This is a genomic window from Indolivaga alginatilytica (assembly GCF_003201355.1).
Taxonomy (GTDB): Bacteria; Bacteroidota; Bacteroidia; order Bacteroidales; family Dysgonomonadaceae; genus Dysgonomonas_A; species Dysgonomonas_A alginatilytica.
Window position 1 is genome coordinate 1 of sequence record NZ_QICL01000019.1, and the last position, 21,609, is coordinate 21,609.

23 protein-coding genes and 1 tRNA gene are annotated in these 21,609 nt (G+C 35.2%); 8 read left to right on the forward strand and 16 right to left on the reverse strand.

The window, feature by feature from the left end; genetic code table 11:
* Positions 1–443 precede the first annotated feature (443 nt).
* The 4 genes from CLV62_RS13835 (at position 444) to CLV62_RS13850 (ending at position 5,555) form a co-directional block, all read left to right on the forward strand.
* The gene (locus CLV62_RS13835) at positions 444–2,111 is read left to right on the forward strand and encodes a formate--tetrahydrofolate ligase (protein WP_110311377.1); all 1,668 of its coding nucleotides are present in this window, start codon (positions 444–446) and stop codon (positions 2,109–2,111) included.
* A 75-nt stretch (positions 2,112–2,186) separates the two neighbouring features.
* Complete coding sequence (locus tag CLV62_RS13840; protein WP_110311378.1) at positions 2,187–3,035, forward strand: N-acetylmuramoyl-L-alanine amidase-like domain-containing protein; 849 nt, start codon at positions 2,187–2,189, stop codon at positions 3,033–3,035.
* A gap of 118 nt (positions 3,036–3,153) precedes the next feature.
* Positions 3,154–4,044, forward strand: coding sequence for a CPBP family intramembrane glutamic endopeptidase (locus CLV62_RS13845; RefSeq protein WP_110311379.1), 891 nt, complete (start codon positions 3,154–3,156; stop codon positions 4,042–4,044).
* A 98-nt stretch (positions 4,045–4,142) separates the two neighbouring features.
* Positions 4,143–5,555, forward strand: coding sequence for an undecaprenyl-phosphate glucose phosphotransferase (locus CLV62_RS13850; protein WP_110311380.1), 1,413 nt, complete (start codon positions 4,143–4,145; stop codon positions 5,553–5,555).
* A gap of 83 nt (positions 5,556–5,638) precedes the next feature.
* Here CLV62_RS13850 and CLV62_RS13855 read toward each other — a convergent pair whose 3' ends face one another.
* Positions 5,639–6,400, reverse strand: a complete 762-nt coding sequence (locus CLV62_RS13855; protein WP_110311381.1) for a hypothetical protein — start codon at positions 6,398–6,400, stop codon at positions 5,639–5,641.
* A 103-nt stretch (positions 6,401–6,503) separates the two neighbouring features.
* Positions 6,504–7,535: an endolytic transglycosylase MltG gene (gene mltG, locus CLV62_RS13860; RefSeq protein ID WP_110311382.1), complete on the reverse strand. Its 1,032-nt coding sequence runs from the start codon at positions 7,533–7,535 to the stop codon at positions 6,504–6,506.
* 320 nt (positions 7,536–7,855) lie between these two features.
* On the opposite strand from mltG, the gene CLV62_RS13865 reads away from it, so the two are divergent.
* Positions 7,856–7,942 (forward strand) — tRNA-Ser (locus tag CLV62_RS13865).
* 359 nt (positions 7,943–8,301) lie between these two features.
* On the opposite strand, the gene CLV62_RS13870 is transcribed toward CLV62_RS13865, so the two are convergent.
* The gene (locus CLV62_RS13870) at positions 8,302–8,793 is read right to left on the reverse strand and encodes an META domain-containing protein (protein ID WP_110311383.1); all 492 of its coding nucleotides are present in this window, start codon (positions 8,791–8,793) and stop codon (positions 8,302–8,304) included.
* 114 nt (positions 8,794–8,907) lie between these two features.
* Entirely contained in the window at positions 8,908–9,282 is a 375-nt protein-coding gene (locus CLV62_RS13875) for a hypothetical protein (RefSeq protein ID WP_110311384.1), read from the reverse strand.
* 212 nt (positions 9,283–9,494) lie between these two features.
* Here CLV62_RS13875 and CLV62_RS13880 point away from each other — a divergent pair, with 212 nt between their 5' ends.
* From CLV62_RS13880 to CLV62_RS13890, 3 genes are read left to right on the forward strand one after another with little or no spacing between them, the layout of a single operon-like run.
* The gene (locus tag CLV62_RS13880) at positions 9,495–9,950 is read left to right on the forward strand and encodes a hypothetical protein (protein ID WP_110311385.1); all 456 of its coding nucleotides are present in this window, start codon (positions 9,495–9,497) and stop codon (positions 9,948–9,950) included.
* A 48-nt stretch (positions 9,951–9,998) separates the two neighbouring features.
* On the forward strand, positions 9,999–10,874 hold the full coding sequence (locus tag CLV62_RS13885) for a HEPN domain-containing protein (RefSeq protein ID WP_110311386.1): 876 nt from the start codon (positions 9,999–10,001) through the stop codon (positions 10,872–10,874).
* A gap of 27 nt (positions 10,875–10,901) precedes the next feature.
* Entirely contained in the window at positions 10,902–11,663 is a 762-nt protein-coding gene (locus tag CLV62_RS13890) for a TSUP family transporter (protein WP_110311387.1), read from the forward strand.
* 2 nt (positions 11,664–11,665) lie between these two features.
* Here the strand turns inward: CLV62_RS13890 and CLV62_RS13895 are convergent, their stop codons facing one another.
* The 12 genes from CLV62_RS13895 to CLV62_RS13950 all read right to left on the reverse strand — a co-directional run bounded on the left by CLV62_RS13895 (position 11,666) and on the right by CLV62_RS13950 (position 21,594).
* Positions 11,666–12,334, reverse strand: a complete 669-nt coding sequence (locus tag CLV62_RS13895) for a nucleotidyltransferase domain-containing protein (RefSeq protein WP_110311388.1) — start codon at positions 12,332–12,334, stop codon at positions 11,666–11,668.
* The gene (locus CLV62_RS13900) at positions 12,334–12,681 is read right to left on the reverse strand and encodes a hypothetical protein (RefSeq protein WP_110311389.1); all 348 of its coding nucleotides are present in this window, start codon (positions 12,679–12,681) and stop codon (positions 12,334–12,336) included. Before CLV62_RS13900 ends, CLV62_RS13895 begins: the two co-directional genes overlap by 1 nt.
* Positions 12,682–12,844: 163 nt before the next feature.
* On the reverse strand, positions 12,845–14,122 hold the full coding sequence (locus CLV62_RS13905; protein WP_110311390.1) for a Kelch repeat-containing protein: 1,278 nt from the start codon (positions 14,120–14,122) through the stop codon (positions 12,845–12,847).
* Positions 14,123–14,196: 74 nt separating this feature from the next.
* Positions 14,197–14,505, reverse strand: coding sequence for a hypothetical protein (locus CLV62_RS13910; protein ID WP_146212750.1), 309 nt, complete (start codon positions 14,503–14,505; stop codon positions 14,197–14,199).
* A 28-nt stretch (positions 14,506–14,533) separates the two neighbouring features.
* Complete coding sequence (locus CLV62_RS13915; protein WP_110311392.1) at positions 14,534–15,202, reverse strand: nucleotidyltransferase domain-containing protein; 669 nt, start codon at positions 15,200–15,202, stop codon at positions 14,534–14,536.
* Positions 15,202–15,558 (reverse strand): hypothetical protein, encoded by a 357-nt coding sequence (locus CLV62_RS13920; RefSeq protein ID WP_110311393.1) that lies wholly within the window; start codon positions 15,556–15,558, stop codon positions 15,202–15,204. Before CLV62_RS13920 ends, CLV62_RS13915 begins: the two co-directional genes overlap by 1 nt.
* 3 nt (positions 15,559–15,561) lie before the next feature.
* On the reverse strand, positions 15,562–16,917 hold the full coding sequence (locus CLV62_RS13925) for a radical SAM/SPASM domain-containing protein (protein ID WP_245904097.1): 1,356 nt from the start codon (positions 16,915–16,917) through the stop codon (positions 15,562–15,564).
* A 197-nt stretch (positions 16,918–17,114) separates the two neighbouring features.
* Positions 17,115–17,645 (reverse strand): hypothetical protein, encoded by a 531-nt coding sequence (locus tag CLV62_RS13930; RefSeq protein WP_110311394.1) that lies wholly within the window; start codon positions 17,643–17,645, stop codon positions 17,115–17,117.
* 213 nt (positions 17,646–17,858) lie between these two features.
* Positions 17,859–18,812 (reverse strand): hypothetical protein, encoded by a 954-nt coding sequence (locus CLV62_RS13935; RefSeq protein ID WP_110311395.1) that lies wholly within the window; start codon positions 18,810–18,812, stop codon positions 17,859–17,861.
* Between the two features lie 306 nt (positions 18,813–19,118).
* A complete protein-coding gene (locus CLV62_RS13940; RefSeq protein ID WP_110311396.1) occupies positions 19,119–19,625 on the reverse strand; it encodes a DUF5606 family protein in 507 nt (168 codons plus the stop codon).
* A 129-nt stretch (positions 19,626–19,754) separates the two neighbouring features.
* Complete coding sequence (locus tag CLV62_RS13945; protein WP_185144270.1) at positions 19,755–20,603, reverse strand: bifunctional methionine sulfoxide reductase B/A protein; 849 nt, start codon at positions 20,601–20,603, stop codon at positions 19,755–19,757.
* 655 nt (positions 20,604–21,258) lie between these two features.
* Positions 21,259–21,594 carry a hypothetical protein gene (locus tag CLV62_RS13950; protein ID WP_110311397.1) on the reverse strand — a complete coding sequence of 112 codons (336 nt, stop codon included), beginning with the start codon at positions 21,592–21,594 and terminating at the stop codon, positions 21,259–21,261.
* Between the last annotated feature and the right edge of the window lie 15 nt (positions 21,595–21,609).

Genomic DNA, 21,609 nt, shown 5'->3' on the forward strand with positions numbered 1-21,609 from the left:
TTTTGTCTGAGACCTTGGTTTGCATATCTTGAAAAACTCCCCAGTTTTTCTTTCTAAGATACGAAAAATCAAGGTCTTTTCAAAATATTAAAAAACTTATATTCAAATAATTATATCAATTTAGTGCCTCTTTTTGTCATGTACTATGGACAAAAGTAACAAAAGTGACACTTTTTTCAATGTCTTATTTTCCTTATTCATTCGTGTTACTTTTGTAATCGCATCAAGGTCTCATATATACTCCCTCTCAGCAGAAAAGAGTTGAAGTGAGGTCTTAACACATCCTTACATGGATAGATAAAACCATACAACTCTACTGATCTTCATGCACCCAAAACAATAAAAAGGTCTGTGACCTCAAACAGCAAATGAATAACAATAAAACATCCTAAAAGTTTACTTATCTTTGTAGAAACCATGATAAAGATACCTATTGTTATTTTATGAAAACAGATATTGAAATTGCCAGAAGCATCAAACTTGAGCCGATCAGTAAAATAGCTCAACAGATAAACATAGCTGATGAACACATCCATAACTATGGAAAGTACATGGCTAAAGTGCCTGTATCACTTATTGACAATGAAAAGGTAAACCAAAGTAATCTCATACTCGTAACTGCTATAACACCAACCAAAGCAGGTATCGGTAAAACAACAGTTTCTATAGGTTTGACTTTAGGACTAAACAAAATAGGAAAGAAAGCAGTAGTAGCCTTACGCGAACCCTCTCTGGGACCTTGCTTCGGTATGAAAGGGGGAGCAGCAGGAGGCGGATATGCACAGGTTCTACCGATGGAAGATATAAACCTGCACTTCACAGGAGATTTTCATGCAATCACCTCAGCACACAATATGATATCGGCTTTGCTTGATAATTATTTGTATCAAAATCGCGCGGCAGGAAAAGGACTGAAAGAAATTCTTTGGAAAAGAGTATTGGATATTAATGACAGAAGCTTACGTTATATAGTTTCAGGATTACACGGGTCGGCTAACGGTATTCCTACCGAATCGGGTTTCGATATAACTCCTGCATCTGAAATAATGGCAATACTTTGTTTATCGAAAGACATCGCCGATTTAAGAAGACGTATCGAAAAAATCATATTAGGATACAATTACGACAATACACCTTTCACGGTGAAAGACCTGGGTATTGCAGGAGCGATAGTTGTATTACTTAAAGACGCCATCAACCCTAATCTGGTACAAACTACCGAACACAACGCTGCCATAGTACATGGAGGACCCTTTGCAAATATTGCTCATGGGTGTAATTCAGTCATTGCTACTAAAGTAGCCATGAGCCATGCCGATTATGTAGTAACGGAAGCCGGATTCGGAGCAGATTTAGGAGCCGAAAAATTCTTCAATATCAAATGCCGTAAAGCAGGGCTAAATCCCAAGCTGACCGTTATTGTAGCAACAGCCCAAGGCTTGAAAATGCACGGCGGCGTTGCCATAGAAGACATAAAGAAAGAAAACACAGAAGGCTTAAAAAACGGATTAGCCAATATCGAAAAACATATCGTTAATATGCAATCGTTTGGTCAGACTGTAGTTGTAGCTTTCAACAAATATGCACAGGACACTCAGGCTGAACTGGATATTATCACCCGATTCTGCCAAGAAAAAAACATAGGATTTGCCATCAACAACGCTTTCACCGAAGGAGGCGAAGGAGCTGTGGAATTAGCGAATCTGGTTGTGGATACTATTGAGAAGAATCCATCAAAAGCGCTTTCATTTACATACGAAGACAGTGATTCTATACAACAAAAAGTAGAAAAAGTAGCAAAAAAAATATATGGTGCCGAATCGGTTGAATTCAGCGGCAAGGCTCAAAAAATACTGCAATTAATAAAGGGTACCGACATAGAAAAATATCCGATATGTATTGCAAAGACTCAATATTCGTTTTCGGAAGACCCGAAAGCTTACGGAGTCGCAAAAGGCTTTACTCTGACTATTAATGATATGGTAATTAATAACGGAGCAGAATTTATCGTAGCCATAGCAGGTACTATTATGAGGATGCCCGGATTACCAAAAAAACCACAAGCAAATCATATTGATATTGTAGACGGTTTAATTGACGGCTTAAGTTAAGGTCGAAGACCTTTTGATTGTTTTGGCAAGTTTAAAAAGCACAGTCAGTTATAATTTTAGAATATACCATTTCTCATGAAAAAAATGTTGATCCTGTTTTCGTTCCTTACTGTAGCATTTATTACTAATGCAACAGTAATGTATACAATACAAGATTCGCTTATTTACGAAAGGTATATCAGCCGGTTAAAAGCGGATGCAAGTTTACCGATAAGTGAATTGATAGTAAAAACAGCGTTATTTTTTCGGGAGGCTCCCTATGTAGCATCAACACTCGATAATAATCAATCGGAACAGCTGGTAATCAATCTCCGTCAATTCGATTGTACTACATTCGTAGAAAGTTGTATTGCCCTTAGCAGAACACTTAAAACGGGAGATCATACATTTTCTAATTTCGCCAATCAGTTACAGATTATCCGATATAGAAATGGTAAGATCGAGGATTATGCCTCCCGGTTACATTATGTAACAGACTGGATATACGACAATACAAAAAAAGGTATTCTAAAGAATGAAAGTTCGGCTTTAGGGGGAACATTAAACAACAAAACAATAGATTTCATGTCAACCCATACGGATGCTTACAAGCCTCTCCGCAATAATCCAAAGCTGCAACAAAAAATCACAGACACAGAGCATCAGATAAATAGCAGAGGCGGGTATTACTTTGTAAAAAAGGAGAACATAGGCAAGATTAACAATCAAATCGAAAATGGTGATATACTGGCATTTGCAACCACTATCAACGGTTTAGACTATACGCATATAGGCATCGCTTATCATAACGGAACAAAGCTTACCTTTATCCATGCATCCAGTAAAGCAATGAAAGTAATTATGGAACCTCAGCCCTTGTCTGATTATTGCCTGAAATCAGCGAAATGTACAGGCGTAAGTATTTTACGCATAATAGAACAATAAGTATTTTACATTAAGGTCTTAGACCTTTTTATTGCTTTGGTAAGCATAACAGCAATAGTCTGTTATAATTCGAAAATACATCATTAAATATTTTTATTTACATTACTAAATATAAACGATGAATAAAGAAATATTTTTAAGGATGAGCAGTTGGTCACAACTCTTTTTCCTTTGCCTTTTTAGCTTTGGCGGTTTAATCATAGCTTCCATTCTTACTCTTGCAATAGGAGCAGGTATGAACTCGCTTCAATCATTGGATTTTATGAAGGCTATGCAAGTGGTTCAGGTAATATTCATTTTCCTGATCCCGGCTTTACTGTGCGCTCATTTATTTCACAAGTCAGCTCCCCGCTTTCTGAAAATAAATAAACCGATTGATGTAAAATTTCTGTTACTTTCTATTCTTCTTATATTCGCAATTCAGCCGTTAATAGCCTTTACGGGTTATTACAATGGCTTGATGACTCTTCCCGAATCTCTGGCAGGATTAGAACGGATTATGAAAATGATGGAAGAACAAACACAGGAGCTGGTAGAGAGAATGCTTACTACCAATTCTATTATTATTCTATTAATCAACCTGTTTGTAATAGCTATCACTGCAGGCGTTACCGAAGAGTTTTTCTTTAGAGGATCCATGCAGCAAACCATCAAGAAAATCTGTAAAAACAGGCATGTAGCTGTATGGATTACCGCATTTATATTCAGTTTCATCCATTTCCAATTCTATGGATTTGTACCGCGCTTGCTTCTTGGGGCTTTACTGGGATATATCTTCCTGTGGTCGGGTAACCTGTGGATACCGGTAATTGTTCACGCAATTAATAACACCATAGGCGTTCTGACCTTTCATTTCTTCCACAATACTCCTATATACGAGAAACTCGAAACTTTCGGGGTAGGCAATACCCTATGGGCTACAGTGGTAAGCGTTGTTTTGTCAGGAACTATTCTGGCTATTCTTTCACGGGAATATCAGAAGAATAATCCGCAGGACTTCACGATATAAAGATTCGACCGTTATTTTGGCAGGATATAATAACGTGACATAACTATAAGGAATGGTAAATATTTATTGTTACATTCTTAATATTAGATTTACTCTTAATGGAGCTTACAAAAAGAAAAGATGGTTTTGGACATCTGATAAAATGGATTATCAGACTAGGGGATCTTATTCTTATCAATCTCTGTCTGATTCTCTTATCGAATCTTCTTTTTTCGGATAATACATTCACACTCTTTATAAATAATGTCAGTTTGGGAGAGATATTCCTCCTTATCAATCTGATCTATTTTGTAGTTGTGAGTATTATTCCCATAAACTTATCATCAAATATTATTTTCTTTGACAAAGTCGTCCATCGGAGTTTCTTATTTATATCTCTTTATTTTATATTACTTACGGCAGGGATGCTATTATTGGGAGTCGGCAAAATCAGCTTCGACGATTGGTTAATCTTTTTCTGCGGATTGGCATTCTCTTATATTCTATGGCATATCGCAGTACGCATGGGTTTGAAACTATACCGCAGTAAAGGTTATAACTATAAGCGGATTGTAATTATCGGAAGCGGCAACAATGCTTTGAATGTTTACAACGAACTGAAATCAAGCGACTACGGATACAAAGTATTAGGGCTATTTGACGACAATCCCGATTTTCAGAACTCAACTCTTAACTATCTGGGAACATTATCTCAGGTTGACAAATTCTGTATCGAAAATAAGGTAGACGAAATCTATTGCACTCTCCCAAACAATGAAGAGTCTGCTATTTTACGTCTGGTGAACTTTTCCGAGAAAAACATGATACGCTTCTTTCTTATACCCGAATTTTACGGCTATATCAGAAGAAAATTAGTGTTAAACTCACTTCAATCGATACCACTGATCGGTATCAGACCCGAACCCCTGCAATTAGTATATAATAGAATACTGAAAAGAACATTCGATATCGTATTCTCATTTATTGTATTAATCACTGTCTATCCCATTATTTATATTGTATTCGGAATCATTATCAAACTTACATCACACGGCCCTGTTGTTTTCAGGCAACGAAGAACCGGATTGCAGGGAAAAGAGTTTACATGTTATAAATTCCGAACCATGCATCTCAATGACAAATCGGATTCCCTCACAACGCAGCATACCGATCCGCGAATTACACCCATAGGAAGATTCATGAGGCGAACAAGCATGGATGAACTCCCTCAATTTTTCAATGTTTTAATAGGGAATATGTCGGTTGTAGGACCTCGCCCCCATATGACTAAACAGACTAATTTATACAATGGACTTATAGATAAGTTTATGATACGCCACATGATAAAACCGGGAATCACGGGTTGGGCTCAGATATCGGGCTATAGAGGGGAAACAAAAACAATCGAACAAATGGAAGGCCGGTTCAAGCGTGATGTGTGGTATATCGAGAACTGGTCTTTTATGCTTGATATCAAGATAATCGTTGTAACTACCCTCCAATTACTGAAGGGTGATGAAAATGTTTATTAATAAAGAGAAGAGAGTTGTAACTGAAAATTCAGTTACAACTCTCTTCTCTTTCAAAGAATATCCAAGATAAAATTACTTATCTCTTAGTTTATCTTCTTATAAGTTTCTGCCATTTCACTTCCCGGGTTTATTGTCAGTTTATCCCCTTCAATAAGGTAATACACTTTATTCGCAGGACCGCCAAAAGAAGAAGCCTGTAAGAAATAAGATGCTCCGTCTACATACGTATAAGCCTGATTAAATTGATAAGCAATTTTATCCTTTACGAAAATACCATTCTCGTATACCCCTGTTATCTGTTCAATACATTGGGTATTGGTAAATTCCACATAGTCACACTTAGTATTTCCTTGTTCATCAACATCTTCCTTAAGCCATTTACCCATAAGAGGATTAGAAACAACTCTGGTGTAGGTCTCAGCTATTTCGGTTCCGGGATTTATGGTCAGTTTATCCCCTTCAATAAGATAGTACACTTTATTACCAGGACCGCCAAAAGAAGAAGCCTGTAAAAAATAAGATGCTCCGTCTACATATGTATAACCCAGATTAAATTGATAAGCAACCTTTTCATTGTCAAAAGGACTGTCACCGTTTGATTCATAACCTCCAACCACAGACCCGATATATCTGTCTGCTGTAAACTCGGCATACTCATAGCTGGTATTTCCCTGATTGTCGGTATACGACTTCGACCATTTACCCATAAGAGGATTAGATGCAGCAGCAGATCTCAATTCCTGATTTTGGTTATCGCCTTCAAACTCATCATTCGAACATGAGGTAAAAAGCAGCATACCAAGACCAACTACAAACGTCGATTTAAGAAAATAAGATAGTTTCATTATTGTGTGTTTAATTATTAATATTACCCCCTTAGGGGCGATGATTCAGATCATTCTAAAATTAACAGATAAAGTTTGTGTAATATGATTTGTTCCTATTCCGTTAAAATATTTTCCGTTGATTAAGAGCGGTTCTGTAGCGATTTGCGTTTCTTACGTGCTCAGCATGAGTCACGGCAAAATTATGCCTACCCGAAAAGTCTTCTTTAGCACACATATAAAGGTAATCATGTTTTTGTGAATTCAATACAGAATCTATTCCTTTTATTGAAGCAACCCTGATCGGACCCGGAGGCAATCCCGGATGTTTGTAAGTATTGTATGGTGATTCTACTTGTAAATGTTCGAAAAGTATTCGTTTTAACGAAAAGTCTCCGACCGCAAACTTCACCGTTGGGTCAGCCTGTAATAATTGCCCGATCCTCAATCTATTTAAATACAACCCTGCTACGACCGGGTACTCGTCCGGAAAATAACATTCTTCCTCCACGATAGATGCCAGAATAGATACTTCGACTGGAGTCAACCCCTGAGCCTTTGCTTTTTCAAGACGATCGCTTGTCCAGAATTTCGAGTATTCCTCCTTCATTCTTTTCAGAAAGCTATCCAAAGTTACATCCCAATAGACTTCATAAGTATTAGGAACAAACATGCACGTGATTGTTTCGGGCGTAAAACCTAATTTAGAGCAGATTTCCGCATCATTGAATGCATCCATAAACTCTTGCTCTGTCAACATCAGTTGAGACGCAAGGCGCTTCGCTAAGTCTTCCTTGGTGCGGATATTATTAAATTTCAGTTTCACAGGAGCTTGATGTCCTCCTTTTAATTCGCTTACAGCCTCCTGTATACTCATATCCGGAGTAATTGCATAACGTCCCGTCTTCATATTCGCGGGATACTTCATATAATTAGCCAGACGCTTAAATGCATTTAAGTCCGAAACATGAGCAGTAGTATCCATTTGGATAAGTACCGCATCGAAACTCTTTTGCTTATCGACATAAATATAAACAGTCTCTTTTATTCTGAATTCTGCATCCAGAAAACTCTTGATATATACAAAAACACCTCCTGCGGCAAGAATTAACACGGCAAGGATTATGAACAGAACATTACGTTTAGTTTTAGCCATCTTTTTAATGAAGGTCTCAGACCTGTTTTATTATTTTTTGTAAATATCGTAAATCAGTTTTGCAATACCCAAACAAGGTAAGGTCTTAAACCTTTTTGTTGCTTTGGTAAGCACAACAGCAATAGCCTGTTATAATTGGAAAGCATATCATTAAATACTTTCATTTACTTAGTTATAACTATTTTACGATATTCGGTTATCTAATCTCCGCCAAAATTAAACATATTATTTAGAAAAAATGAGGGTCTGATCTTGATAAATCAAAACAAACAGCTATATTTGCATCGCAATTCGGTTTTGCCTACGGAAAACCGTTGTTTGGAAGTGTGGGTGAGTGGCTGAAACCACCAGTTTGCTAAACTGACGTACGGGTAACTGTACCGGGGGTTCGAATCCCCCCGCTTCCGCAAACAACACTGAATTTCAGTGTTTTATAAGAACAAAGACTAAATCAGAGGCTACTCTTTAGATTTAGTCTTTATTTTTTAATAGTAAAAGAAAAACTTTAGAAACTACAAATAAGTTTTCCGGAATAAAATAATAAAACAACTTCGCTTTTAAAGTAGATACCCTCAAAGAACACTCTAAATCAGCAGGAGTCGCATGACAGACGCCCACTCTTTCTAAATAGAACTATATTCTGAAAAGATACTTAATTATCATAATGATAGGAGTACTGCCATTAGGAATATCCAATCATAAAATTATCTTGAAAAAATAATCGAAATTTGATATAGAGGTTGAGAACTATTAATCGACCTCTAGTTTAATCATCACTTAAATTATCTTGAACGTACACTATCAAAGTTTCGTTATCATGCCTTAGAAACAAGTGTCCATTTTCAATATAATAATTATTAGCATTCTTCAGCGCATCAAAAATTATAGTTTCTATGCTTGGGTTTCCCGGGCATCCTTTTGATGTGCTTAAAAACTCAGTAAACTGAATGAAATTATGTTTGATATTTATATGCCCCGTAAAGCCATTACATCCAGAATAACCGCCATAACGATTATTGGCCCATATTTTCAGAGTTATATAATTCTTCTCAGGGATATTTATGTATTCCCTTCCATCTACCTTCACTGTGTATAATTTCCATTTAGAAAGAGGTTTTTCTCCTTCCTGCTTTTCAGATGAAGAATAATCTCGATCATACAACGAATATTCATTATATCCTGAAATTGATCCACATCCCGAAAAGATGAAAACGAGAACAGAATAAATAAATAATTTAAGAGCGATATTGATTTGCATAAAACTATAGTATCTTAAGAATTTTATACTAAAATAAGGAAATAAACGAATAAAAGCATCATTAAATATAAAACCGCCCTAAAGCTATATTTTAGACTTTAGGACGGAAGTAATTTAGCAATAAAAAGCAAATACGATCCCTTCTTTGCTTTTCTTAATTTTCACACTGCAATTGGATAATAACCAATGACTTTTTAAATAATTATAATTAAATCTATCGTTCAGATATATAATTATTTGATCTATATCGCCAATTTTATCAGGAAATAAAAGCACAAGGTTGCAAATATTGTCATTGTCGAATGTTGTCGCTAATGTTACTTCCTGTTCATCAAACCTTATTTCAATTATATCCTCACATACACCCTTTTCAATATGCTTCATAATGCAGATCGGGTAATTGACATATTTATTTTCTATATCGCCATGAGAAAGCCATAGTATAGAGCCTGCGTGTTTAATCAGTTCGGAGAAATGTTGTATATCCATAGATGTCCGCTTTTAAGCCTGATTGAATAAATCAAGCCGATATAAATATTATTAATCAATAGTTTATATCCCTGTGTTTCCTTTTGTTCAAGTCAAACGGACTGATAACACGAACAATTACAGGCAGCAATACAAATATACAATTTTGCACCAAAAGTTAATATCGGTTTTTCTTTTTTACTTATCTTTAAAATCAAAAAGAATTATATTGTATGGTACATCTAGTTTATTGTGATGATAAGGCAAAGGTCTTAGAAAAGATATTAAATGGAGAGAAAACAATGATTGTACGGGGTGCTGCAGGTCGAAAAATACCTCATAGTCGGGTATTTGAGGGCGAAACCCTTTATTTTATGAAAAAGGGGTCTAAGAAAATCACAGCAAAAGCCATAGTATTGAATGTTGAAAATTTGGTAAAACTAACAGATGCGGAAATAATTTCCACACTTGAAACGAATCAAGCAAAACTAAGGCTTACAGATAATCAAAAAGAACGATGGCATAAAAAATGTCTTTGCTTAATTGAATTTAAAGATGTTGAAGAAATTACCCCGTTCGACTTTGACCATCAAGGCAATATGGATGATTGGTTGATTATCGAAAAAATAGAAGATGTAGTTGTAGGTACAAGCAAACCATATAATTATGACAATAGTCGATTTAAATGAAAACCATTAAAAATATCTCTTTACCTTTGTGTGTATAATTCAATCAGAATGAAGAGAAGCATTGCATATTTGCCGAAAAATAAACAACAAGATTTATATTTCATTATCAATGAGATAAAAAAGCGGTTGCCCCAAACTGAAATGATAATTCTATATGGCAGCTATGCAAGGGATCAATTTGTGGACTTTGACGAAAGGGAAGAATTTGGCATCATAACATCTTTTCGCAGTGATTATGATGTGTTGGTGGTAACAAGTGGAATATCTGATAAGAGTGCAGGGCAAAAACTCGACAATGTAGAAAATATCTATTACAAAGACCCCGAAGGTCAAACCCCTCTGCAATTTATCAATGAGGATATTAAAACCCTGAATAAACTGATTGAAGAAGGTCGTTATTTCTATACGCAGATAAAACAGGAAGGTGTTATTCTGTATGATAGCGGAAAACATAAACTTGCCCGTCGTCGTAAGCTAAACTTTGACGAAATAAGACAACAAGCTCAGGAATATTTTAATCAGAAATTTAGAAAAGCAAATGGCTTTTTTGATGGAGTAGAGTTTTATTCGAGTAAAAAAGATTATCAACTTGCATCTTTTAATCTGCATCAAGCAGCAGAAAACTATTATCATGCTATCCATTTGGTTTTTACGTTAAAAGATACTAAGCAACACAATCTTTTCAAATTATCTTCATCCGTTAAGCACTATTCAACAGATTTGACAAAAGTATTTCCCCAAAATACAGCAGAAGAAAAACGTTTGTTCAATTTGCTCAAAGATGCGTATGTCGAAGCGAGATATAATGCTGATTTTCTGGTAACAAAAGAGGATATTGACGCTCTTATTCCGAAAGTGGAATTACTAAGGGATATTACAAAACAGATATGTGAAAAGAAGATTGCCGAGTATACACAAATGTAACAATCGACTCATTAAAAAAGCGGCATAGTGGAATACTTAGATCAACTACTTATAATCTGCCCACTTATATTCATCAGTGGATTTATTGACAGTATCGCAGGCGGAGGAGGACTTGTATCACTACCTACCTACAACATCGCAGGCTTATCGCCCCATTTTGCATTGGGGACTAATAAGTTCAGCAGTTGCATAGGAACGTTTTTCAGCACTATGCGTTTTGTGAAGAACAAAAGCTACAATCTCACCAGTGCCATTCCCTCCATTATATTTGCGTTTATAGGATCGGCTATCGGATCAAAAATTGCGGTATGTCTGGATGCTAAAATATTACAGTATGTTCTAGTTGGCGGAATACCTGTAATTGCAGTCGTGATCTTCAAAAAGAAGGATTTATCGAATATCAAACCTCGAAAGCAGTCAAAAGCCAAAGTGATTATCTTATCATCCGTTATAGGCTTTGTGATAGGCGGATATGACGGTTTCTTCGGACCCGGAACGGGCACTTTCCTTATATTAGCTTATACTTCTATTTTAGGTTTCGACCTTTTAACGAGTATGGGTAATGCAAAACTAGTGAATCTCACATCCAACATTGCCTCTTTTATTGTATTTGCAATAGAGGGTAAAATTCTCCTCGCAATAGGAATCCCTGCCGCTTTGTGTGCCATTGCAGGGCATTATATAGGCAGTGGACTTGCCATCAAAAACGGGCAAAAGGTTATTCGCCCGATGCTGATATTCGTTCTCTCGTTACTTCTGATAAAACTGGTTTGGGATCTGTTCTTTTAAACTCAATATTTAAAAGATATATAGCTATAAAAAGCATCTTTAATTACATCGTTTGCTTCGTCATGAAACGGTACGCACGATTCCAGTATATCACATAATTTCGGATCTTTCGATCTTATGAATGGAAAAGGATTGCTATCAATTTCTTTTGTATTTATCTTATCAGCACATTCTTTCAAAAAAAACATGGTAGTAATTAGCTTTATCGTCCTGTACAAGATTTCTTTTCGCTCTATGGTATCAGATGCATTAACTTCCAGCAATCGATAAATCTCACCTTTTAAATCTCTTATCAGGCTCTTTCGGCTAATGCCCCTTCTCATCAACAGATTTATGATTCTTTCCTTCAAATCTAAAATTAAATTTGAAGGGTCATAAATTATTTCCGACCTGTAAATAATCGAAATTGGAACAACGTCGTAATTATGCAAAAATACCGAGTCGTTCTGTTGAAGAAATTGTCGCTGAAAAATAAAAATACTGATCCTTATACCTTTATAGATATATCCTATGTTATAGGAATTATGTATTGTTTTACTCGAAAAAAGTATATCTATATCACTTTCTTTTTTGAATGTTCCATGAGCTACCGACCCCGATAAAGCAATAGAGGCGTCCGGAAAAGAATTGTGCAGGCATTCCATTAATTCAGTTGCTATTTTCAGATGCATTATCGTAAAAATTTAATCGTTATTTCAGGATCTTGAAGGGAAAAGTATTCCTGTTGCATTTCTTCCAGCATTTTTTTCAACGGTTGTATGGCACTTTCCGATATTGGAACTTCCAGAATTTTTCTGAGTTCTTCCACATAAGCAGTATACTCCTGAGTTGCCCGTATTTTTTTATAAAGATATAAAACGCCAACTTCCAGATAATACAGGAAATAACGAGACTCCATAGAGGATTGCTTTTCAAACAGTTCTAATATATTTTGGACTATGAAAATTTCTCCATATCCATCTATACCTTCCGAAAGCAGTAACTGTTCATTTGATAGTAAGGCTATTATTCTCTCCATAACTTTTAAATAAAAATAATACCCTAAATGGTATTTAAGGTCTCAGACCTTTTTATTGCTTTGGTGTAGGGGTGAATCTATGTGTTCACCCATCTGTATCGGGCTGACACATAGGTCTGCCCCTACGACTAAAAATATAGCATTAAATATTTTGTATTACTTATTATTGAAAATCGGGCACAAAATAAGATTTTGTTTTTTGCAGTTCATCGACATCTATACTATAAAGATTGTCTGATGGCATCCTTAGATTTTCAACATATTCAAGTCCGCCGATAATATATAAAATACCATCTTTACAGACCATTTCACTATACATCAAGTCCAGATTAATTCGATAGGCATACATTTTACCGGATTCTACCTCATAGGTGAAGAGTAAATCGTGCTCGTATATATATATGACTCCCTCATTATATGCCAAGGCGGGTCTCTCCAGTCCATGGGGTAGCTTTCTTACCATTTTATATTCTCCCGTGGATATATTGTAAGTATTAATATACCTTATAGGAGCTTTTGAAAAACCTCCTATTTGATATAGAATACTATCGACAACAATACTCTTTGTCTCTTTGAAATAAGCCATGTCATCCAATTCATACCAATAACCTGTTTCCAGATTAAATAGATGAACCTTGTTTGTTAATTTTTTGCCATTATTGTTTTTCTTTATCGAGCCTCCCATTACAATAAGATTGTCTTGGAACACAGAAGATGCAAAATTGACAGCAGGATGTGGATTTGTCTTACTCGAAGAGATAGTATTATGCTCTATATCATACACTTCAACTTCGTCATTCAAATATTCAAGTTTTGGATTTTTTGCAAGTTTTTTCCCTCCAAGTATATAAATTTTCCCCTCATAATAATGAATATTATGATATGCTCTTTTTGAAAATTGCAAGTCCGAAGAATACCATGTATCACTGTTTATATCATATATTTGCAGTTTATTACTGCTATATTCCCATCTGTAGTAATCAAAAAGTTCGTTTCTCACAGAGCTGTCACCCCCTATAAGATATATTTTATTACCTACAAGTGCAGCACCAAATGCAAAGACTCCATTTTTAAGCGGTGCCAATTTTTCAAATTGAATACTCTCCTGCAAATACGTTCTATCGCCAACAACGGTTACTTCAGCAAGCGATTCCGATTTAGGGAGCATGTATACAATCTTACTTTTTCTTAACTCGGACAAGGATACTATTTTGGTATTATAACCCAGAAAAGAGAATGTCAAAGAGTCTTGTTCCGATAATGAGGAGAACTCTTGTTCCGAAAAAAATCCGTCATTGTCGGTTGTTACCCCTATCTTATTAAATGACACACTTACCCCTGCCATAGGTGTTCTGAATACGCCGTCTACGACCTGCATTTTCTCTTGAGCTGTAATAGTGCAAATTGAGTATATAAGTAGTAAAGTTAGAAGGACTCTCATAAGAATACAACTCTTATAAATTTTTATTCAGGAGAAAAAAAGGGTGAAACTTAATCCACCCTTAGATTAATACATTAAGTTCCCATTCTGGGGCACCAGTCATTTTCAGGACACCAACCGCTGAAATCCTGCATCCCTGTTCCAATGCTAACACAACTACCATTACCAGAGGGACCGGGAAGACCATTAGCTCCAACACAGTTACAACCATCGATTCCGCCACGATTTTCCTCGTAAGGACATATGGGATCTTCTGAACTTGAATCATACAAGGTTGTACCACCCTTTATTTCCTGTAAGTCAGACTTACTCAAAACCTGCAGCCTCTCTTCAAGACCCATTTCACTACTAAACTCAGCTTTTGCTAAATTTAGAGAGATCATCTCTTTTTTTTGTTTCATAGTTTTCTGTTTAATAGTTTATAAAAATGTAGCTATCGATAGCTTTTTGTATCAGTTTAAATGAATTTTGATGACAGGGATAGCACGCTCGCAATATATTGTATAGTTCTATGTCTTTTTCTTTTATAATAGAATAAGGGTCTATAGCTTCCTTTTTTGTAAGAATTTTGCTACTGTATTCTTTCAGAAAGAAAATCGAGATTATATTATTCAAGATAGCATATAACGATTCTTTGTGTTCTATACAGTCCGATTTTCTATTGCTTAACAGTTCCTTAATTTCACTTTTTAAATCACTGATAAGAGTTTTCTTTAAGAGTTTTTTTCTCAATAAAAGATCGTCGATCCGATCCTTTAAATCGATGATCAATTTGTCAGAATCATAAATTATCTGAGAATAATAGATGTATCCGATTCGCAAATTTTGATAGTAGTAAAGCAAATCCAAGCTCTTCTGCCAAAATATTTTTTTATGATATGAGAATATACCTATCTTAATATCCTTATAATAGCCGTATACATAATACGAGTTCGTAAAGTCTTTATGCGAAACCAGAATATCTATGTCGCTATTTTCGTTATAAGACCCGTTTGCGACTGATCCGGTCAAAGCAATCGAGAGATCAGGGCAGGCAGAATGAAGATAGTCGATAATTTCCGTAGCTACTTGTTTGTGCATTATCTCAAATTTTTTATAACTATACCAACAGTATCCGTATTGATAAAAAAATCAGTTTGCATTCTTTTTAAGAGTGCTTCCAGCAATAATATTACATTATCCGACATCTGCTGCTCCAAAAGACATCTCAATTCTTCAGCATATAATTGATATTTAGGCATGCTCTTTATTTGTTTATAAAAAGCGATCACCGCAGTCTCAATCTGGCAGAAAGAGAAGTTGGTATCTAAAGATTCTCTCCTTCCGATTAGTCGTAGAATACTCCTGATTTCAAAATTCTCATTATAGCCTGTAGCATTATTGATCAATAAATCATCGTTCGATAATAATCGAGCCAATATTGATAATTCTTCCATCGGTCATATCTGGTTATAATTTTCCTTAATGGTTTCCTGATACAGGTTTTTTACGAGGGAGTTAAACACCTGAGGGTATTGATTACAATTACCGGGGCGAATTCTTTTTTTACTTTTTAGTGATCTGATAACACATCCGCCTCCACAAAAAAGAACATATTTACATTTAATACACTTGTATCCGCTGATCTTATCATCAAACCACTTCTGATATCCTTCTTCTGATATTTCCAGATCAGGAATATAGCTTCCAACCTTATGCTCAGGTTGTCCCACCACATCCCAACAGGAGTACAAATCACCCACCGGGTCAAAAATCAAACTACTAACCTGTGCACCACAGAAATAACCTTTATATTTCACATCCTTACCCAGTATCATGTTGTTTAGAATGGAAGATATCCCATAATCCTGACATGAAAGCTTAGAAGAAAGGTTTCCAGTTGCTTTTTGCTCCTGAAAAGAACTCATTAGATCCAATTGATTTATTTGAGGTTTCTCGCCCTCAGCCGGTGCTGCTCCCGAGTCTATGTCATCTCTCAAAAGAGCCCAGTACGCACTGAAATTTTCATAACCATACCAGCCTTTAGCTTCGAAAAGGCTCATTAATTCATTCATCTTGGTTAAAGAGTATTCACTTGTATTTATTCTTAAACGTATAGTGATTCCCAACTTTAACAGATGGTCAATATTATTGGTAATTTTCTCAAAAGAGTCTTTATTCTTAAAGTGCGGCCTGTTTCGGTTTTGTATCTCTTCAACACCATCTAATGTGATTTGAAAGTGAAATAAATTACTATTCTCTTTTAAAAGATCAAAATAAGCGTCAATATCATATCCGTTTGTGGGAGCATAAAATGTGAAATTACATTTTTTACCTTTCTCTATAATATAAGATACAAGATCATAATTTTCAGCAAGAAACGGCTCGCCTCCATATAACCCGATTACCTGTGTACATTGCTTATTTTCATATTTCTCATAGATAATATCAAAAGCTCTGTCAATTTTGTCTTTTGTTATTTTGTCTTTTGATGGACATTTTGATGTATTTAACACTTCTTTTTCAAAACAATAAACACATCTGAGGTTACAGTCATACGACATGATAAACTGGAAGTTATATTTTTGGAATCTTCTGCTGTCATGAACTCCATCAGTTATACGTTTGATCAGTTCTAATTCCTGATCTTCTGTCAAGGAAGTCAGATACCCTCTCTTCACTAATTTACTCAAAGTGTTATCAGAAACATTCTCTGTGCTTTTCCTTTTGAGGTAATCGTAAACATCCTTATTTATGATATCAAATGCATGTGTATAGCCATTCATTATAGCATACGTATCTTTATCTACATTCACGATATATTATACGAGGAAGTTCTCATTGTGCTAAATTTAAGTTTTGTAAAACGTGTTAAATCATGCCTTCCGGAAAAGGCCATTAGATTACAATAATATTAAAAAAAGAAATGGAAGACAACTCTCGATAAGAAAAACAGCATTTATTTTTCTTTTTTTTGCATTATCAGGACAAATAATACATTCTTTTAGTTACCTCAATATTTTCTTTCGACATATCCCATCATAGCTTCCAACCTCTTTATATAAACGTGGAGAATATACAATGGAATAATACCAAATACACCAAAAGAACAATCGATAACTCTCCAGAAAAAAGGAATCTGTCTGATCTCACCGCAAATCAAAGCCAAAGGGATAACAGCTATGCAGGCAATCATTGCAAAATGAACAATCCATATATTCTGAACAGGCTTCCTGTAAAGACCAATAAACGCTATTGCAATAATAACATGAGCAAATGCCAGCCAATCATAACCATAAGCCAGGAAAGGATAATCACGATTTGTATTCACCAAAGCATTATATACCTTAGCTATCCAATACTGTAATCCCGTATAGTTATCTATAGGAGCGTCGTGCGATATCCCCAATAGACTACAGGCAATTCTCATCTCAGTTTCTAAAGGGAAAGCCGTTATTCCTGAAACAACAAGCGCGAAAATAAAAAAGATTATAAGCAGCCGTATTCTTTTAAGAAGTAGTTTCTCTTCTGTGTTTGTATCCATAATAAAAAATATTAGTCAGGTAAATCAAGAACTAAAGATAAGAAAAAACTACCTATCCTCGGCATATCTAAAGAAATACAGATTCTTTATCTAGAGAAAAAAAATCGCCATCTAACTTCTAGATGACGACTTTTCATTATATTTCCTTCTAAATCTTCTTTTCTTACTCTAATAAGAATTTACATCGGCTATAACAATCTCACTCTCGCTAGCTTATTTTCGAGGTTCCGCTACAACTAAACAAATCCCTTTCTGGTTTACTCCCCCCATACTGTTATTAGCTCTGATCAAACAAATATTACTGGAAGGCGTATTCCAGATTTCAACTGGGTAGTAACCCCCTTCGAGCTTATAAGCAAATCGCTTGCCATACTCATCCGTTAAAGTAGTTTTGGTAACATCATCGCCATTATAAACCAAACTTGGATTACCGTATAATTCTATTAAATAATTATGGTGGAATGTATATTCCATATCATATCGTGCAGGAGAGTCACCTCTATCTGTTTCCTCATGCCAATCAAAATCATTAATATCAGGTATACTCCTCAATTTCACATTTCTAAAATTAGCCTCAGACGTCCAGGGCATAAACCGGAAAGTCGCATATTCCGTATCCTTCTCACTTACAATATGGTTTAAGTTAAGACTTACTCCGCCAATCTTAGTCCAGCCTTCGTGTGTACTCATATATTGATTTGGAGTAATGCCCGTCACATAAGATAAATACTGATCTCTTGTACTTTGTCCCCAGTTAATGCTTATAAAATCCGCATTAGGTTTATTCACTTTATATTCAATAGAATCTTTACTGATTACAATTCCATCTTTATACCCTAAAACATATACTTTATATTTACCGAATCTATAATCGGTAATTCTTAGATCCCTTTCATCGTCTACTTGTGACCATTGATTTCCAAAAAAACCATAATCACTTGCAGCACCATTAGCATTCCATGTTATACTATCATAGGTATTATAGAGTAATTCTAAGTCAACATCAACACTCACTTTTATATCTTCAAAGGGAACTATCTCCGATTTAGAAGATATTAATTTAAGCTTTGCATCTTTAACAGTGATATTTTCATCATCATCCGAACAAGCACTAAAGCCAAATACAACAACCAAAGCGGTTGTAAAAAGGAGGTTCTTAATTTGCATAATTCATCGTTGTTTGGTTATATATCATAAAGGTAATAAATATTTCATACCTATGAGATAAATAAACAGACACCCCCAACAATTTGATATATAATTCTAGAGAACATAAGTGCTTGTTTTCTTTTTATTTTATGAAAAAGGTCGCTATCCAAACTTGGATAACGACCTTCTATATATTAATATTAAATTAGATAAAACACTTAATACTTATTTCTGTCTGCAGGAGCAGAGTTTTTGGTCTGTCCTCTTTTGAGTTAATACATAGATTCAACCCTACACCAAAACAAAATAAATAGGTCTGCGACCTTATTTATCTTCTTTCTTAGCTCTTGGCTTACGTTTTGGCTTTTCTTCCTGAGCAGCCTCTTCTTTAACCTCAACTGTTGCAGGCACTTCTTCTGCAACCTCAGGAGTAGCAACCTCTTCTTCACTAAGAAAAGCAATTCCTGCCGCCGACAGTAAGTTATACCAACTGATTAATTTCTTGATATCAGTATCGTAAACTCTTTCCCTGTCATAAGTAGGAAGAATCTCTGCGAAATATTTCTTTAATACATCAGGTTTTGAGTTTGTGGCTACCGAAGCCTGTGCTCCGTTTTCTTTTACTTGAATTTTAGTCAGCACCTCACTCAAAGGAACTTCACCCTCATCTGTATACATTGCAATATCACCCAAAGAAACAACCTTATCTCTTGCATAGATAGGAAGTCTTCTTTTATCTGTTAATGACTCAACAATGACCATATTCTTAGCATTTGACACGAGTCTGAATAACCCCGGTTTACCGGATACAGATAAAATAGTTTTCAACATAATCTTTATTTTTAGTTTTATCGTTCGACCGATTATACATTTAACGAATCACAAAAATAATGGGATTGTTGTAATATAAAAACACCAAGTTCGAACAAAAAAGTTAACAAGTTAATTATTAATTAATTATTAAAATATTTTTTTATAAATATGACAATAGGGTGTTGTTCCTTTATGTTCATAATATTGTTGATGGTAATCCTCCGCTTTCCAGAAAGTAGAGGCAGGCTTCAACATTGTAGCGACCTTAAATCCTTTACTTTCAAGAATAGTAATGTATTTCTGAGCAATTTGTTTCTCTTCTTCGTTGTTATAAAATATACATGACAGATATTGAGAACCTATATCGGGACCCTGCCCGTTAGTTTGAGTAAAGTCATGTGTCTCGAAGAACAATTTCACCAGTTCGTCATAATTGGTCTGTTTTGTATCGTACTCCACCTCTGTCGTTTCAAGATGTCCTGTTTTTCCAGTACAAACCTGCTCATAAGTAGGATGATCGACATGTCCGCCCATATATCCAACCGTAGTATGTGTTACACCTTTGGCTTTCATAAAGTAGTATTCGGTACCCCAGAAACAACCCGATGCAAAATAAGCCTTACGGATATTCTTATTTACGTCCGGAATAAATTTCAATGAAATAGAATTCACACAATGACGAGTTTCCTTATTGGTAAAACCCTCACCCAGGAATACATGACCCAGATGTGCTCCACAATTAGCACAGATAATCTCTGTACGCAAACCGTCTGCATCAGGAACCCGTTTTACTGCTCCGGGTATTTCATCATCAAAAGATGGCCAGCCGCAATGCGAATCAAATTTATCGGCCGATTTATACAATGGGGCATCACATCTTTTGCAAACATAAGTTCCCGGTTGTTTATTATTCACATATTCTCCTGTATAAGGTGCTTCGGTACCCTTATATACAATCACCCGTTCTTCTTCGGGAGTAAGCTTGTTATATTTCATTTCTTTTTGTTTTAAATTTTCTGCTTTCTGCGCACACGAAACCTGAACACTCAAAAAGCAAGACAATACAATGATGTATTTTATAGTATTGCCAAGTAAAGTAAAATATTTATTCCTTGATTTCATAATCATATGATGATTTTATGTTCAGAAGCTATCATTGCTTTTTACTTTAACCATAAAGAACTCAAAGTGTTCACTAAACCAGCTGATATTTCATTAATAAACTATTTATTAATGTTTCTTGTGGTGGTGGGATTTACTTCCATCCGTTTTTAACGAATTAGGGCAACCGCAAAAATTATCCTCACTCTGGTTCAGAAAAAAAATCACACAGCTATACATTACATACAACTGTGTGATAGATGATAATTTCTATCGGCAAAACTATTATGATTGGTTATATGGGGGGAATATACTGAACGGCAATAACATGCGTAGAAATTACGCAATTTAAAAAAAACGAATAGTTCCGCCTGAAAATTTTATAAAGTAGGGGAAGAATAAATAGGTGTTGTTAGTCTCTCTCTTATATATATTTTGACAGAAATAGCCAAATCTAAATAGTAAACTTTAGATTATTGCCGGTCGATATATCTGTTAATTTTACGCTCGTCATTTACTATCAGTGTTACCTTTTGGTACTATTTATAAATCAGTCATGCCAGATATAATTTATAAAAGAATACCAATTCCTGTTTTTCAGGTAATTCAGATTTTTGTCATTACTATAAGCTTCTCTCTCAAAAGAAATATTATAATAGGCGGCAAGGCTATCCCGGTACTGAGCCAAGCGAATAAGCCATTCTACGAAGTAAAGCAAGTAAAAAAACACCCATAACATCTCAACGATCTGCCTCGAATGGATTTTTTCATGATTCAATTCGTATTTCGATAAATTCCCATATTCTTTGCGACCAATTATAATACCAAACAGATTAATTGCTGCAAAACCTTTAGGAGGAAAATGCTTACTATAATATATCTTCATCAACAGCTATTTTGA

What these genes read in the sequence shown, in the direction of transcription:
- CLV62_RS13930 (WP_110311394.1), bottom strand. Translation starts at nt 17,645, where the DNA reads ATGGATACAAACACAGAAGAGAAACTACTTCTTAAAAGAATACGGCTG.
- CLV62_RS13855 (WP_110311381.1), bottom strand. Translation starts at nt 6,400, where the DNA reads ATGAAACTATCTTATTTTCTTAAATCGACGTTTGTAGTTGGTCTTGGT.
- CLV62_RS13915 (WP_110311392.1), bottom strand. Translation starts at nt 15,202, where the DNA reads ATGCACAAACAAGTAGCTACGGAAATTATCGACTATCTTCATTCTGCC.
- mltG (WP_110311382.1), bottom strand. Translation starts at nt 7,535, where the DNA reads ATGGCTAAAACTAAACGTAATGTTCTGTTCATAATCCTTGCCGTGTTA.
- CLV62_RS13885 (WP_110311386.1), top strand. Translation starts at nt 9,999, where the DNA reads ATGAAGAGAAGCATTGCATATTTGCCGAAAAATAAACAACAAGATTTA.
- CLV62_RS13840 (WP_110311378.1), top strand. Translation starts at nt 2,187, where the DNA reads ATGAAAAAAATGTTGATCCTGTTTTCGTTCCTTACTGTAGCATTTATT.
- CLV62_RS13870 (WP_110311383.1), bottom strand. Translation starts at nt 8,793, where the DNA reads ATGCAAATCAATATCGCTCTTAAATTATTTATTTATTCTGTTCTCGTT.
- CLV62_RS13880 (WP_110311385.1), top strand. Translation starts at nt 9,495, where the DNA reads ATGGTACATCTAGTTTATTGTGATGATAAGGCAAAGGTCTTAGAAAAG.
- CLV62_RS13895 (WP_110311388.1), bottom strand. Translation starts at nt 12,334, where the DNA reads ATGCATCTGAAAATAGCAACTGAATTAATGGAATGCCTGCACAATTCT.
- CLV62_RS13905 (WP_110311390.1), bottom strand. Translation starts at nt 14,122, where the DNA reads ATGAGAGTCCTTCTAACTTTACTACTTATATACTCAATTTGCACTATT.
- CLV62_RS13935 (WP_110311395.1), bottom strand. Translation starts at nt 18,812, where the DNA reads ATGCAAATTAAGAACCTCCTTTTTACAACCGCTTTGGTTGTTGTATTT.
- CLV62_RS13950 (WP_110311397.1), bottom strand. Translation starts at nt 21,594, where the DNA reads ATGAAGATATATTATAGTAAGCATTTTCCTCCTAAAGGTTTTGCAGCA.
- CLV62_RS13940 (WP_110311396.1), bottom strand. Translation starts at nt 19,625, where the DNA reads ATGTTGAAAACTATTTTATCTGTATCCGGTAAACCGGGGTTATTCAGA.
- CLV62_RS13900 (WP_110311389.1), bottom strand. Translation starts at nt 12,681, where the DNA reads ATGGAGAGAATAATAGCCTTACTATCAAATGAACAGTTACTGCTTTCG.
- CLV62_RS13945 (WP_185144270.1), bottom strand. Translation starts at nt 20,603, where the DNA reads ATGAAATATAACAAGCTTACTCCCGAAGAAGAACGGGTGATTGTATAT.
- CLV62_RS13920 (WP_110311393.1), bottom strand. Translation starts at nt 15,558, where the DNA reads ATGGAAGAATTATCAATATTGGCTCGATTATTATCGAACGATGATTTA.
- CLV62_RS13845 (WP_110311379.1), top strand. Translation starts at nt 3,154, where the DNA reads ATGAATAAAGAAATATTTTTAAGGATGAGCAGTTGGTCACAACTCTTT.
- CLV62_RS13835 (WP_110311377.1), top strand. Translation starts at nt 444, where the DNA reads ATGAAAACAGATATTGAAATTGCCAGAAGCATCAAACTTGAGCCGATC.
- CLV62_RS13875 (WP_110311384.1), bottom strand. Translation starts at nt 9,282, where the DNA reads ATGGATATACAACATTTCTCCGAACTGATTAAACACGCAGGCTCTATA.
- CLV62_RS13910 (WP_146212750.1), bottom strand. Translation starts at nt 14,505, where the DNA reads ATGATCTCTCTAAATTTAGCAAAAGCTGAGTTTAGTAGTGAAATGGGT.
- CLV62_RS13850 (WP_110311380.1), top strand. Translation starts at nt 4,143, where the DNA reads ATGGAGCTTACAAAAAGAAAAGATGGTTTTGGACATCTGATAAAATGG.